The sequence below is a fragment of the Falsiroseomonas sp. CW058 genome, from assembly GCF_050563535.1.
Classification (GTDB): Bacteria; Pseudomonadota; Alphaproteobacteria; order Acetobacterales; family Acetobacteraceae; genus Falsiroseomonas.
The window spans coordinates 68,524-81,586 of sequence record NZ_JBNXUO010000010.1 but is presented as its reverse complement, the minus strand read 5'-3'; the positions used below and the strand labels follow the sequence as shown (position 1 = coordinate 81,586).

Here is a 13,063-nt window from a genome sequence, read left to right as displayed (position 1 = left end):
TTGGCCCGGGCCGGCCGCTGGCTCGCCATCCCGGCCGGCGCCATGCTGCTGCTGTGGCCCGCCTTCCTCAACGGCTACCCGCTGCTGTTCAGCGACACGGGCGCCTTCCTGCACCAGACGCTCGGGCCGCTGGTCATCTGGGACAAGCCGCATGTCTACGGCCCGCTGCTGCATGCCTTCCACGGGCGGATCACGCTGTGGGGCCCGGCGCTGGCGCAGGGGCTCGCGATCTCCTGGCTGCTGTGGCTGGTGCAGCGCGCGCTTCGCGGCGCGGCGGCGCCGGGGCTTCACCTGCTGGCCTGCGCGGGCGCGGCGGCGCTGACCACGGCGCCCTTCACGGTGGCGCTGCTGATGCCCGACGTCTTCGCCCCGGCGGTGCTACTGGCGCTGCTGCTGCTGGCCTTCGCGCGCGATGCGCTGTCCCGCGCCGAGGCGGCGGGGCTGGTGGCGCTTGGCACCGTCGGCATCGCGTCGCACCTGTCGCACCTGCCGCTCGCCGCGGCGGTGGTGGCGCTGGCGGCACTGCTGGCGCGGCGCCCGGGGCCGGTGCTGCGGGCGGCGCTGCCCGTCGCACTGGCCGTGCTGCTGCTGGTCGTGACGAATCTGTGGGGGCATGGGCGCGCGGCGCTGTCGCCGCACGGGGCGACCTTCGCGCTGGCGCGGCTGCAGGCCGATGGGCCCGCCGCGGCGGTGATCCGCGACCGCTGCCCGGCTGCCGGCTGGTATCTCTGCGCCTTCGCCGACCGCCTGCCGATGGACAGCGACGCCTTCCTCTGGGCCCCGGACAGCCCGGTGAACCGAGCGCCCGACGGCACGCCGCGCTTCCTCGGCGGCGCGCTGCTCTCGGCCGAGGCCGGCGCCATCGTGGGGGAGACGCTGCGGGTGCGCCCGCTGGAGGTCGCGGCGGCGATGCTCCGCAACACCCTCTCGCAGCTCGGCATGGCGACGGCGGGCGACACGCTGGTGGCGGACCACCTGGCGGCGGCGGTGAGGCCCCGCATCGCGGAGGGTTTCCCCGCGCGCGAACTCGCCGCCTACGACGCCGCGCTCCAGCCCCGTGGCGAGCTGGCGGGGGCGGTGGCGCCCTTCCTGTGGCCGCACGCGCCGGTGCTGCTGGCCGGCGCCGCGCTGGCCCTGCTGGCCTGGTGGCGGGCGGCGCGGGCGGGGGAGGCGCGGCGGCTCGGCCTCGTGCTCGGCGTTCTGGTGGGCGTCTCCGCCAACGCCTTCGCCACTGGCGCGCTGTCCAAGCCGCATCTCCGCTACGAGGCGCGGATCCTGTGGCTGGTGCCGGTGGTGGCCGCGCTCGCGCTCGCGCCGCGCCGGCGATGAGGGCGGCGGCCGCCATCCTCGCAGGGGCGGCGCTGCTGGTCTGGCCGGCGGCGCTGAACGGCTATCCGCTCGTCTTCATCGATACCGTCTCCTACCTGCTGCACACCACGACCGGCGAGCCGCCCTGGGACAAGACGCAGGCCTACGGCCCCGCCCTGCACCTGTTCCACTGGCGCCTGTCGCTCTGGCCGCCGATGGCGGCGCAGGGGCTGGCGGCGTCGCACCTGGTCTGGCTGGCGCAGCGGGCGCTGCGGGGCGGCGCCTCGGCCGCCTGGCATCTCGGGCTCTGCGCCGGGCTTGCGGCGCTGACCTCGGCGCCCTGGTTCCTGTCCACGCTGATGCCGGATGCGCTGACGGCGATGGCGCCGCTCTGCCTGTTCCTGCTGGCCTTCGGGCGGCTGTCGCGGGCCGAGGCCGCCTGGGTCACCGCGCTGGGCGCGCTGGCGGTGGCGGCGCATCTGTCGCACCTGCCAGTGGCGCTGGGGCTGGTGGTGCTGGCGGCGCTGCTGGCGCGGCGCCCGGGGCCGGTGCTGCGCGCGGCCCTGCCGGTGCTGCTGGCGGTGCTGTTCCTGTTGGGCAGCAACCTGGCGGGCTTCAGCCGCGCGGTGCTGTCGCCGCATGGCGCGACCTTCCTGCTGGCGCGCCTGCAGGCAGACGGCCCGGCGGCCGTGCTGCTGCGCGCGCGCTGCCCGGAGGCGGGCTGGCATCTCTGCGCCTTCACCGGGTCGCTGCCGATGGACAGCGACGAGTTCCTCTGGGACGGCGGGAGCCCGCTGAACCGGGAAGCCGATGGCTCCCCCCGCCCGATGGGCGGGATGCGCGGCGCGGAGGAAGCCGCGGCCATCGTGGCCGCGACGCTGCGGGCGCATCCGCTGGAGGTGGCGCAGGCCGCGCTGTCCAACGCGGTGGCGCAGCTGCTTCTCACCCGCGTGGGCGACACGCTGGCGGACACGCATCTGGCCGCCTCCGCGCGGCGGCCGGTCGCGGCGCATTTCCCGGCCCGCGAACTGGCCGCCTTCGATGCGGGGGCGCAGATGCGGGGCGTCCTGCCGGACCGCGCCGCGCCCTTCCTGCTGCCGCACCTGCCGGTGCTGGCGGCGTCGGTCCTGGCCGCGTTCGCGCTGCTGTGGCGGGCGGCGCGGGCGCGCGATGCGCGGCGGGCGGCGCTGCTGGTGTTCGCGCTGGCGGCGCTGCTGGGCAATGCGGCGGTGGCGGGGGCGCTGTCCAAGCCGCATCACCGCTACCAGGCGCGGATCGCCTGGCTGCTGCCGCTGGCCGTGGCCCTCGTCCTGCTGCCGGACTGCCGCGGACGGCCGGGTCAGCCGGGCGGCGCGGCGGAGGCGTCGGCCGGCACGGATCGCGGTCGCGGCGGCGGGGCGGCGCAGGCGGCGACCAGCATGCCGATCGCGGGCCACCGCGCCTGCCGTTCCGCCACCATCTGGCCGAAGCTGTCCCGCGGCGTCTCCGGCCCCAGCTCGGCGCCGAGCGCGGCGTAGAAGCGCAGCGCCCCGGCATTCTGCGCGAAGACCCAGAGATCCGCCTCCACCGCCCCCTGGTCCGCCATCCGGGCCGCCGCGAAGCCCAGCAGGGCGCGGCCGATGCCCGCGTTGCGCATCCCGGGGCGGACATGCAGGTTCTCCACATGGCACCGCCCGCCCTCGCGCAGCGCGGCGACGAAGCCTGCCACCTCGCGCCCGGCGGTGGCCAGGATGACCAGCCCCGGCCGGCGCCGCGCCGACAGAACCCCCTGCCAGTGGGCGCCGAGCACCCCTTCCACCGGGCCGGCGAGGAAGCCGGGGTCGAGCACGCCGCGATAGGCGTCCCGCCAGGAGGCGACATGCAGCGCCGTCACGGCGCCGATATCCGTCACCCGTGCCGATCGGAGCCGAAGCGCCACGCCGCCACCCTCCTCGCTACGCATCGTCTCGACACTGTCCTATATCCTCGGGCGGGACGCCACGCGATCGGCCCGGTTTTGTGTCGGGGAAGGAACTGGCCAACAATGCTGCCCCATCGATGAACGAGCGCGAACGCAATCCCGGCCTGGCGGCGCAGGCACCGGGACAGGGCGCGCCGCCCTCCCCCGCCGCCGGGCGCAACCTGCTCTTCCTGCGGGAGGAGGAGCTGCGCCTGGCGCAGGACCTGCTGTTCTTCGGCTATCGCGACTTCACCGCCGGGCCGGATGCGATGCTGGCCGAGATGGACATGGGCCGCGCGCATCACCGCGTGCTGCATTTCGTCGGCCGCCGCCCGGGGATCACGGTGGGGGAACTGCTGGGCATCCTCGGCATCACCAAGCAGTCGCTCGGCCGCGTGCTGACGCCGCTGGTGGAGCAGGGCCACGTCACCCAGGCTCCCGGGCGGCAGGACCGCCGGCAGCGTCTGCTGTCGCTGACCGCCAAGGGCGCCGCGCTGGAGCGCCAGCTGTTCGACCGCCAGCGGGAGACGGTGATCCGCGCCTACCGGGAGGCCGGGCCGCAGGCGGTGGAGGGCTTCCGCCGCGTCATGCGCGGCCTCATGGGCGCCGAGGCGCGCGCCGCGCTCGACCGGCTGGAGGGCATCCCGGGCGGCGGGGACGAACCGCGATGAGCGGGGCGGACGCGCCGCATGTCCTGGTGGTGGACGACGACGCGCGGCTGCGCGCCCTGCTGCAGCGCTTCCTGGCCGAGCAGGGCTTCCGCGTGACAGCCGCGGCCGATGCCGCGGCCGCCCGCCACGCCCTCGCCTCCGTCGCCTTCGACCTCGTCGTGCTCGACGTGATGATGCCGGGGGAGAGCGGGCTCGAGCTGACGGAGAGCCTGCGGCGGGAGGGGCAGGAGGTGCCGATCCTGATGCTGACCGCGCGCGGCGCGCCGGATGAACGCGTGGCGGGGTTCGAGATCGGCGTCGACGACTATCTCGGCAAGCCGTTCGACCCGCGGGAGCTGGCGCTGCGCATCCGCACCATCCTGCGCCGCGCCGCGCCCCCGCCCCTGGCCGAGCCGCCGCACGCGCCCGTGCAGCTCGGCAGCCGCTGGTTCGACACGCAGCGCGCGGAGCTGCGCGGGCCGGAGGGCGTCATCCGCCTGACGGGCGGCGAGACGGCGCTGCTGATGGCGCTGTCCACCCGCCCCAACGAGATCCTGAGCCGGGAGGAGATCGCCGCCGCCCTCGGCACGCCCGAGGCCGGGGAACGCGCGATCGACGTGCAGGTGACGCGGCTGCGCCGCAAGATCGAGCCCGACCCGCGCGAGCCGCGCTTCGTGCAGACCGTGCGCCACCGCGGCTACGTGCTGAGGCCGGGGATATGACGGGGCGCGGCGGATGAGCCCGCTGGAGCGGAGCTTCCGCGCGATGGTCCCGCGCGGCCTGCTGGGCCGGGCGCTGCTGATCATCCTGCTGCCGCTGCTGATCCTCCAGGGGGTGGCGCTGCAGCTGTTCTACGGCGGGCACCTCGACGTCATCTCCCGCCGGCTGGCGGGGGGCGTGGCGGGGGAGCTTGGCTTCGTGATCGAGGTCCTGTCGCGCGACCCCTCGCCCGAGACCCGCGCCTGGCTGTTCCGCGAGACCGCCTGGCGGCTCGACATGACGCTGGCCTTCGAGGAGGGGGCGACGCTCGGCCCCACGCCGGAACGCAGCGCGAGCCTGCCGCTCCTGCCGCTGGAGGAGGACCTGGCCAACGCGATGACGGAACGCGTCCGCCGCCCCTTCGACGCGGACTGGGTGAGCGACCCGCGCAGCGTCATCATCCGCGTCCAGCTGCCGGGCGGCGTGCTGCATGCCGAGGCCCCGCGCAAGCGGCTGTTCACCGGGACGCTCTACCTGTTCGTCATCTGGCTGGTGGGCTCCACGCTGCTGCTTTTCGCGGTGGCGGCGCTGTTCATGAAGAACCAGGTGCGCGCGATCCGGCGTCTGGCCGGCGCGGCGGAGGCCTTCGGCCTCGGCCGCGACATCGGCCCGATCAAGCCGGAAGGCGCGGCCGAGGTGCGGCAGGCGGCGACGGCCTTCAACCGCATGCAGGAACGCATCCGCCGCTTCGTGGGCCAGCGGACGGAGATGCTGGCCGGCATCAGCCACGACCTGCGCACCCCCCTCACCCGCATGCGCCTCGCCCTCGCCGTGCTGCCGCGGACCGAGGAGGAGGAACCCGACATCGCCGCCCTGGTCGAGGATGTGGAGGAGATGGAGCGGATGGTCGCCGCCTATCTCGCCTTCGCCCGCGGCGAGGGACAGGAACAGACCCGCCCGGCCGACCTGGCCGCGCTGGTGCGGGAGGTCGCGCAGAAGACGCGGCGCGACGGGGCGGAGGTGGCGGTGGAGGCGCCGGCGGCGCTGGTGCTGCCGCTGCGGGCCGATGCGCTGCGGCGCTGCCTGGCCAACCTGCTCGACAATGCGCGCAAGCATGCGCGGCGCATCGCGGTCGCGGTGGCGGAGGTGCCGCGCGGCGAGGCGGGCCTGTCCGGCCGCGGCGCGCCCCGCGGCTGGGCGCAGGTGACGGTGGACGACGACGGCCCCGGCATCCCCGCCGCCCAGCGGGAGGAGGCGTTCCGCCCCTTCGCCACCCTGTCGGCCGGCGGCACGGGGCTCGGCCTCGCCATCGCGCGGGACATCGCGCGCGCGCATGGCGGCGACATCGTGCTGGAGGACAGCCCCCTCGGCGGCCTGCGCGCGCGTGTCAGGCTGCCGGTGTGATGCGGCCGGTCATCTTCGATGACCGGTCGTCTGCTTTTCCATGCCCTCGACCGCCGGGCGCCGGCATGCGCCGGCTTGGCTCGCCGCATTTGCGGCGGCACCCATTCGGGCGCTCGGCCGGCTGCGCCGGCCGCCATCCGGCGGCTCGGGGGGCTTCGCCCGCCGCCATCGGATCACCATCCACGCAGGGCGGTGCGACCGGCGCGGGGCGGGCGGCGGCTCAGCCGCCCTTGCCCGCCATGGACTTCACCTCGTCCATCGCCTCGGCGAAGCGCTTGTTCAGCAAGCCGAGCGCCTCGGCGTTCGACTTCTGGATGAGGTCGGCGACCTCCTTCATGTTCGCCACGGCGCGCTCGTAGCCCGCCTTCAGCAGTTCCGCCTGGCGGGTCGCGCGTTCCTGCGGGCTCTCGGCGCCGGTCATGGTGCGGATCGCCTCCGTCATCTCGCCCATGGCGGACTGGACGATCTCCATGTGGCGCCGCGCCACCGCCTGCGCGCCTTCGAGCGCGATGCGGTTCGCGGCGGACAGCGCCTCGAGGTTGCGGCGCTGCGCCTGGGCCAGCCCTTCGAGGTCGGGCATGGCGGGCAGGCGGAACTCCGCCAGCATCTTCATCATATCGTCGGGCTTCATGCCGAAGCGGTCGGACATCGCGCAGCTCTCCCCTGCCTGTCCGCCCATGCTAGCCCGCGTCCCTCCGGGGCAGAAGCGCGGAGGTCGATCACGGCATCGGGGGCGGCGGCGCGGCCGGGGGGGCTTCGGGCGGCAGGGCATCGTCGGCCGGCAGGGCCAGGTCCCCCGGCCGGATGCCAAGGCTGCGGGCCAGCTGTTCCGCCCGGTCCAGCGCGCGGTCCAGCGCCGCCATGGTGGGGCCGAGATCCTGGCCCTCATCCCCTTCCCAGGCGCGCAGCGTCGCCAGCCACACGCCGATCAGCCCGGTGGCCCGCGCCGCCCCGGCCGCGCCGGCGCTGTCCAGCTCCGCCGCGTCCAGCATGCGCGCCATGCTCCAGCGCAGCACCGGGGCATAGGCGAGCGCCAGCACGGGGTCGCCCCGCATCTCCCGCATGACGCGCAGCATCCCCGCGCGGTGCGGCTGCAGGGCATCGACGCCGCGCATCAGCACGTCGAACAGCCGGTCGCGCGGCGTGCCGCCCTGGTTGGGAACGGTGCCCGCCGCCACCGCCTGCTCCACCGCCTCGGCGTGCAGGCGGAGCAGGTCGAGCCGGTTCGGGAACCGCTCCACGATCTCCCGCGCGGGCAGGCCGGAGGCGGCGGCGAGCCGCCCCGGCGTCACCCCGCGCCAGCCATGGGCGGCGACGGTGGACCAGAGGGCGTCGATCAGCGGGGCGTCGGCGTCGGTGTACATGGCCCAAGGGTGGGGGCGGCCGGGCCGCGCGCCAATGGGCAAAATGCCGTCAGCCCGCCAGTTCGCGCGACCGCGCCGTGGCGGCCGCGATGGCCCGCGACATCAGGGCGGGCAGCGCGCCCTCCGCCATCAGCACCGCCAGCGCGCGTTCGGTCGTGCCCTTGGGGCTGGTGACGTTCTTCCGCAGTTGCGCCGCGTCCTCCGCGCTCGCCCCCAGCAGCGCGCCCGATCCGGCGACAGTCGCGCGCGCCATCCGGCGGGCGAGGTCGGCCGGGATGCCCTGTTCGCGCGCCGCGGCCTCCATCACCTCGGCCAGCAGGAAGACATAGGCGGGGCCGCCGCCCGAGACGGCGGTGACGGGGTCGATCAGCCCCTCATCCTCGACCCAGGCCGTCTCGCCGGTGGCGGCCAGCAGCGAATCGGCCAGCGCGCGCTGCGCGGCGGAGACGCCGGCCCCGGCGCAGGCGACCGTGAAGCCCTGCCGCACCGCCGCCGGGGTGTTCGGCATGGCGCGGATGATGGCGGCGTCCGGCCCGAGCAGCGCGCCCATCCCGGCGATGGTGCGGCCGGCCATGACGGACACGAAGACAGCCGTCCCGGCGAAGCGCGCGTAGAGCGGCAGCGTCGCAGCCGCTTCCTGCGGCTTGGTCGCAAGGATCACGGCGGCCGGGGCGAAGCCAGCGGGGATGGCCGCCGCGTCGCGCAGCAGGGTGACGCCGGGTGGGGCCTCGGGCAGGTGCGGGTCCACCGCGATCGCCTGCGAAAGCCCGCGTTCGCGCCAGCCCGCGAGCATCGCGCCGCCCATCTTGCCGCAGCCGACGAGGAGGAGGGGGGGAAGGGTCTCGGTCATGCCGCGCAGCGTCGCCGGGCGCTGCGCGCTTGGCAACCGCGGCGCCATGCCGGGCGCGCCGCGGGAGGGAGAGGGAAGGGGCGCGCCCTATGCCTCGCCCACGCAGTCCAGCATGGCCGCCTGCAGCGCCTCGGCCGGTGGCTTGCCGCCCCAGAGCACGAACTGGAAGGCCGGGAAGAAGCGCTCGCACTCCGTCAGCGCGATGTCCACCATGTCCTCGAGGCTTTCGGCCGAGGCGCCGGGCGCGCCGCGCAGCAGGACGGAATGGCGGAACACCGGCACGCCGTCGTCGGAATCGAGGCCGAAATGGCCGATCCACAGCTTCTCGTTCGCCAGGGCCAGCAGTTCGAACAGCTTGTCCCGCCGGCCTTGCGGCACCTTGAGGTCGAAGGCGCAGGAGAAATGCATGGCGCTGATCTCGTGCGACCAGGAGAAATACAGCGCGTAGTCGCACCACTTCCCCGGCGCCTCGGCCGCCATCTCGGCGTCCGAGCGGCGGTCGAAGACCCATTCGTTGGCCGTGACGATCTGTTCCAGCACGTCGAGGGGGTTGGCGGAACGGTCGCGTTCGTCGAAGCCGAGATAGGCGGACATCGCGGCACCTCCTTCGCCCGAACAGGTCGGTGGCGTCGAGGTATTGGGGCAAGCCCCCCGAATCGCCACCACCTGTAGATTACGCAGCCGCGAAACGCGACCGCAAGCTCCGGGGTTGCCGTTCTCTCCAAAGAGTTGTGGACGAATGCCCCCGCGCCCGCTCTACGCCCCGGGCTCGGCGTCCGGGCCGTCCTCGCGCGGGGCTTCCAGCGCGGCGACCCGCGCCTCCAGCTCCGCCACGCGCTGCGCCAGCGCCTCGGCCTGTTCGCGGGCGCGGCGCGCGACTTCCAGCGTGGCGTCCAGGTCCTCGCGCCGGACCAGTTCGAGGCGCTGGACCATGCCCTCGATCTGCGCGCGGGCCATCGCCTCCATCTCGGAGCGTGCGCCGGCAAGGACGGAGAAGGCGCCGCCCGCCACCCCGGCCAGGTCCTCGAAGATGCCGCGCGGGCCGCCGCGCCCGCCCGTGCCCCCGCCGTCGCCGCCCGTGCCGCTCACCATGTCGATACTCCTTCGTGGAAAGGGGGGCCGCCCGGTCCGGGCAGCTTGTCCCTCCGTGATGCCGCGGCCTATACCCCGGGCCGGCCGCGGGATGAATGCGCGGCCCGGGTCAGCCACGCCTCGGGGAACAACCGCCGATGTATCTTGTCACCGGCGGCGCCGGTTTCATCGGGTCCAATCTCGTCGCCGCGCTCTGTGACCGCGGGGCGGAGGTGATGGTGGTCGACCGCCTGCGGGAAGGCACGCCCGGGCGGGAGAAGTGGCGCAACGTCGCCAAGCACCCGATCGCGGGCATCCTGCCGCCCGAGGAGATCGAGGATTTCTGGATCGAGACGGACGAGATCGAGGCCGTGTTCCACCTCGGCGCCATCAGCGCCACGACGGCGACCGACGGCGACCTGGTGGCGGCGACCAACCTGACGCTTCCCCTCTGGCTCTGGGCCGCCTGCGCGGAACGCGGCGTGCCGCTTATCTACGCCTCCTCCGCCGCCACCTATGGCGACGGCGCGCAGGGCTTCGCGGACGACATGTCGGCCGACGCGCTGCGCGCGCTGCGTCCGCTCAACCTCTATGGCTGGTCGAAGCTCGCCTTCGACCGGCGCGTGGCGGACATGCTGGCGCGCGGCGTGCCGGCGCCGCCGCAATGGGCGGGGCTGCGCTTCTTCAACGTCTACGGCCCGAACGAGTACCACAAGGGCCGCATGGCCAGCGTGGTGTTCCACAAGTTCCACGAGGCGGCGGCCGGCGGCCCGGCCCGCCTGTTCCGCTCCGACCGGCCGGGCATCGGCGACGGGGAGCAGAAGCGGGACTTCGTGCATGTGGACGACTGCGTGGCCGTGATGCTGTGGCTGCTCGACAACCCCGGCGTGAGCGGGCTGTTCAATGTCGGCTCCGGCCGGGCGCGCAGCTTCCTCGACCTCCTGCGCGCGATGTTCGCCGCCATGGGCCGGCCGGAAGCGATCGAGTTCGTGGACATGCCGGCCGACCTGCGCGGCCGCTACCAGTATTTCACGGAAGCGCCGCTGGACCGCCTGCGGGCGGCCGGGTTCGACGCGCCGACGACCCCGCTCGAGGAGGGCGTCGGGCGTTATGTCCGCGACTTCCTGATGCAGCCCGACGCGCATCGCTGAATGCTGCCCGTCATCGCCTTCCCCGCCATCGACCCGGTGCTGGTCGAGATCGGGCCCTTCGCGCTCCGCTGGTACGCGCTGGCCTACATCCTCGGCATCGTGCTGGGCTGGTGGCTGGCGAAGCGGCTGGCGGCGCTGCCGCCGGTCGCCGCCACGAAGGCGCAGGTGGACGACTTCGTCACCTGGGCCACGCTCGGCATCATCCTCGGCGGGCGGCTGGGCTACGTGCTGTTCTACCGCCCCGGCCACTACCTGATGCAGCCGTGGGAGGCGCTGTTCGTCTGGCAGGGCGGCATGTCCTTCCATGGCGGGATGCTGGGCGTGATCGTCGCCGCCTGGTGGTTCTGCCGCAGCCAGCGCATTGACCCCCTCGCCTTCGGCGACCGCGTGGCGGCCGTCGCGCCGATCGGGCTGTTCCTCGGCCGGGTCGCGAATTTCGTGAACGGCGAGTTGTGGGGCCGCGTCACCGACATGCCCTGGGCCATGGTCTTCCCCACCGGCGGGCCGGAGCCGCGGCACCCGAGCCAGCTCTACCAGGCGGCGATGGAGGGGCTGGCGCTGTTCGCCCTGCTGCAATGGCTGGTGCGCGTGCCGTCCATCCGCGCGCGGCCGGGGATCGTCACGGGCACGTTCCTGGCAGGCTACGCGGTGGCGCGGATGATCGGCGAGCTGTTCCGCCAGCCCGACGCGCATCTCGGCTTCCTGCTGCCGGGCATCACCATGGGGCAGGTCCTGTCGCTGCCGATGCTGGCGGCGGGGCTGTGGCTGATCGCCCGGGCCCGCGCGCGGCCGGCGGCCGCGTGACGGCGGGGGACGGGGCGGAGCGGCTGGACCGCTTCATGGCGCGCGCCGTCGCGGCCTATTACGCGCGGCCCGAAAGCCCCTTCGGCCGCGGCGGGGACTTCACCACGGCGCCCGAGATCTCCCAGGCCTTCGGCGAGGTGATCGGCCTGTGGTGCGCGGTGACGTGGGAGAGGATGGGCCGCCCTGACCCGGTGCTGCTGGTCGAATGCGGCCCCGGGCGCGGCACGCTGATGGCCGATGCGCTGCGGGCGGCGGCCGAGGTGGCGCCCGCCTTCCGCGCCGCGCTGCGGGTGCATCTGGTCGAGGCATCGCCGGCGCTGCGGGCGGTGCAGGCGCGGCTGGTGCCGGACGCCACTTGGCACGACGACCTCTCGACCCTGCCCGGCGGGCCGCTGCTGCTGGTCGCCAACGAATTCCTGGACGCCCTGCCCGTCCGGCAGTTCGTCCGCCGCGGCGGAGACTGGGTGGAACGCCATGTCCGGGACGGCGCCTTTGTCGAATTGCCGGCCGCCGATGCCCCTTCCCTGCCTGCCGATGCGCCGGACGGCGCCGTGAAGGAGGTGTCGGAGCCCTCCCTCGCCTGGGCCGCCGCGCTCGGCGCGCGGCTTGCGGCGGGGGGCGGCGCGGCGCTGCTGGTGGATTACGGCCATGCCGCCCCCGCCTTCGGCGAGAGCCTGCAGGCGGTGGCGCGGCACCGGGCCGGGCTCGACCCCCTGGCCGAACCCGGCACGCGCGACCTGACCGCGCATGTGGACTTCGCCGCCATCGCCGCCGCCGCCCAGGCCGGCGGGGCGGCCGCGCACGGGCCGCTGCCGCAGGGGCTGGTGCTGCAGCGGCTCGGCCTGGTCACGCGGGCGGCGATGCTGGCCCGGTCCCGCCCGCGCCTGGCCGGGGAGATCCTGTCGGGCGCGGAGCGGCTGGTGGCGCCGGAGGGCATGGGGCGGCTGTTCAAGGCCCTCGCGCTCTGCGATCACCGCCTCGGACCGCCTCCGGGATTCGAGACCGCATGAGCGCCGTGATGCTCACCGCCGGGTCGCTGCCGCTGCCGCATGGCTTCTTCACGCGGCAGGGCGGCGTCTCCTCCGGACCCTTCGCCAGCCTCAACTGCTCGCTCTCCAGCCGCGACGACCCGGAGGCGGTGCGGAAGAACCGCGCGCGGGCCGCGGCGGCGCTCGGCCTCTGGCCCGATGCCCTGCTCGGGCTGTTGCAGGTGCATGGCCAGGCGGTGGCGGATGCGCGCACCCCCTGGGCCGATGAGGCGCGGCCCGAGGCGGATGCGATGGTGACCGACCGCCCGGGCACCGCGCTCGGCATCGTCACGGCCGATTGCGCGCCGGTGCTGTTCGCCGATGCCGGGGCCGGGGTGATCGGCGCGGCCCATGCCGGCTGGCGCGGCGCGGTGGCCGGCGTGCTGGAGGCGACGCTCGACGCGATGGAGCGCCTCGGCGCCCGGCGGGGCCGCATCGCCGCGGTGGTCGGACCCTGCATCGCGCAGGCGAGCTACGAGGTGGGGCCGGACCTGCGCGACGCCGTGCTGGCCGGCGGCGCCGGGCATGCCCGCTTCTTCGCGCCGGGCGGGCGCGAGGGGCACTGGCAGTTCGACCTCCCGGGCTACTGCCTGGCTCGTCTGGAAGCCGCCGGCGCCGGGCAGGCGGCCGCGCTCGGCATCGACACGCTGGCGGAGGAGGCGCGGTTCTTCAGCCACCGCCGCAGAACACTGTCCGGCGGCGGGCCGATCGGTCACCAGCTTTCCGCCATCGCCCTGCCCGCGGGATGACGCGATGCCCTACCTCATCATGTTCTGCCTCATGATCGTGCTGGCG

At 74.9% G+C, this 13,063-nt stretch carries 14 protein-coding genes and 1 pseudogene; 9 read left to right on the top strand and 6 right to left on the bottom strand.

Translation table 11 applies throughout. The features are described 5' to 3' along the window. Both ACK8OX_RS10510 and ACK8OX_RS10505 read left to right on the top strand, forming a co-directional pair. Window positions 1-1,329 (top strand): hypothetical protein, encoded by a 1,329-nt coding sequence (locus tag ACK8OX_RS10510; RefSeq protein ID WP_430663993.1) that lies wholly within the window; start codon window positions 1-3, stop codon window positions 1,327-1,329. After that, a complete protein-coding gene (locus tag ACK8OX_RS10505; RefSeq protein WP_430663992.1) occupies window positions 1,326-2,825 on the top strand; it encodes a hypothetical protein in 1,500 nt (499 codons plus the stop codon). Before ACK8OX_RS10510 ends, ACK8OX_RS10505 begins: the two co-directional genes overlap by 4 nt. A gap of 44 nt (window positions 2,826-2,869) precedes the next feature. Here ACK8OX_RS10505 and ACK8OX_RS10500 read toward each other — a convergent pair. Continuing rightward, window positions 2,870-3,250, bottom strand: a pseudogene (locus ACK8OX_RS10500) (GNAT family N-acetyltransferase); the annotation flags it as partial. A 95-nt stretch (window positions 3,251-3,345) separates the two neighbouring features. On the opposite strand from ACK8OX_RS10500, the gene ACK8OX_RS10495 reads away from it, so the two are divergent. From ACK8OX_RS10495 to ACK8OX_RS10485, 3 genes are read left to right on the top strand one after another with little or no spacing between them, the layout of a single operon-like run. After that, window positions 3,346-3,918, top strand: coding sequence for a MarR family winged helix-turn-helix transcriptional regulator (locus ACK8OX_RS10495; RefSeq protein WP_430663991.1), 573 nt, complete (start codon window positions 3,346-3,348; stop codon window positions 3,916-3,918). Further along, entirely contained in the window at window positions 3,915-4,619 is a 705-nt protein-coding gene (locus ACK8OX_RS10490; protein WP_430663990.1) for a response regulator, read from the top strand. Before ACK8OX_RS10495 ends, ACK8OX_RS10490 begins: the two co-directional genes overlap by 4 nt. A 13-nt stretch (window positions 4,620-4,632) precedes the next feature. Beyond that, complete coding sequence (locus ACK8OX_RS10485) at window positions 4,633-6,000, top strand: ATP-binding protein (RefSeq protein WP_430663989.1); 1,368 nt, start codon at window positions 4,633-4,635, stop codon at window positions 5,998-6,000. Window positions 6,001-6,220: 220 nt separating this feature from the next. On the opposite strand, the gene ACK8OX_RS10480 is transcribed toward ACK8OX_RS10485, so the two are convergent. From ACK8OX_RS10480 to ACK8OX_RS10460, 5 genes are all read right to left on the bottom strand, one after another. Next, on the bottom strand, window positions 6,221-6,649 hold the full coding sequence (locus ACK8OX_RS10480; RefSeq protein WP_430663988.1) for a phasin family protein: 429 nt from the start codon (window positions 6,647-6,649) through the stop codon (window positions 6,221-6,223). Between the two features lie 70 nt (window positions 6,650-6,719). Beyond that, a complete protein-coding gene (locus ACK8OX_RS10475; protein WP_430663987.1) occupies window positions 6,720-7,364 on the bottom strand; it encodes a TetR family transcriptional regulator in 645 nt (214 codons plus the stop codon). Between the two features lie 49 nt (window positions 7,365-7,413). Continuing rightward, window positions 7,414-8,214, bottom strand: coding sequence for a pyrroline-5-carboxylate reductase (proC, locus tag ACK8OX_RS10470; protein ID WP_430663985.1), 801 nt, complete (start codon window positions 8,212-8,214; stop codon window positions 7,414-7,416). Window positions 8,215-8,301: 87 nt separating this feature from the next. Beyond that, window positions 8,302-8,808: a YbjN domain-containing protein gene (locus ACK8OX_RS10465; RefSeq protein WP_430663984.1), complete on the bottom strand. Its 507-nt coding sequence runs from the start codon at window positions 8,806-8,808 to the stop codon at window positions 8,302-8,304. A gap of 162 nt (window positions 8,809-8,970) precedes the next feature. Continuing rightward, a complete protein-coding gene (locus ACK8OX_RS10460) occupies window positions 8,971-9,306 on the bottom strand; it encodes an accessory factor UbiK family protein (RefSeq protein ID WP_430663983.1) in 336 nt (111 codons plus the stop codon). A gap of 137 nt (window positions 9,307-9,443) precedes the next feature. On the opposite strand from ACK8OX_RS10460, the gene rfaD reads away from it, so the two are divergent. Genes rfaD through pgeF form a run of 4 tightly spaced genes read left to right on the top strand, consistent with a single transcriptional unit; the run spans window position 9,444 to window position 13,017 of the window. Further along, entirely contained in the window at window positions 9,444-10,436 is a 993-nt protein-coding gene (rfaD, locus tag ACK8OX_RS10455) for an ADP-glyceromanno-heptose 6-epimerase (protein ID WP_430663982.1), read from the top strand. Continuing rightward, window positions 10,437-11,240, top strand: coding sequence for a prolipoprotein diacylglyceryl transferase (gene lgt, locus ACK8OX_RS10450; protein WP_430663981.1), 804 nt, complete (start codon window positions 10,437-10,439; stop codon window positions 11,238-11,240). A gap of 35 nt (window positions 11,241-11,275) precedes the next feature. Beyond that, window positions 11,276-12,250, top strand: a complete 975-nt coding sequence (locus ACK8OX_RS10445; protein ID WP_430664071.1) for a class I SAM-dependent methyltransferase — start codon at window positions 11,276-11,278, stop codon at window positions 12,248-12,250. After that, on the top strand, window positions 12,247-13,017 hold the full coding sequence (gene pgeF / locus ACK8OX_RS10440) for a peptidoglycan editing factor PgeF (protein ID WP_430663980.1): 771 nt from the start codon (window positions 12,247-12,249) through the stop codon (window positions 13,015-13,017). Before ACK8OX_RS10445 ends, pgeF begins: the two co-directional genes overlap by 4 nt. Window positions 13,018-13,063: the final 46 nt, after the last annotated feature.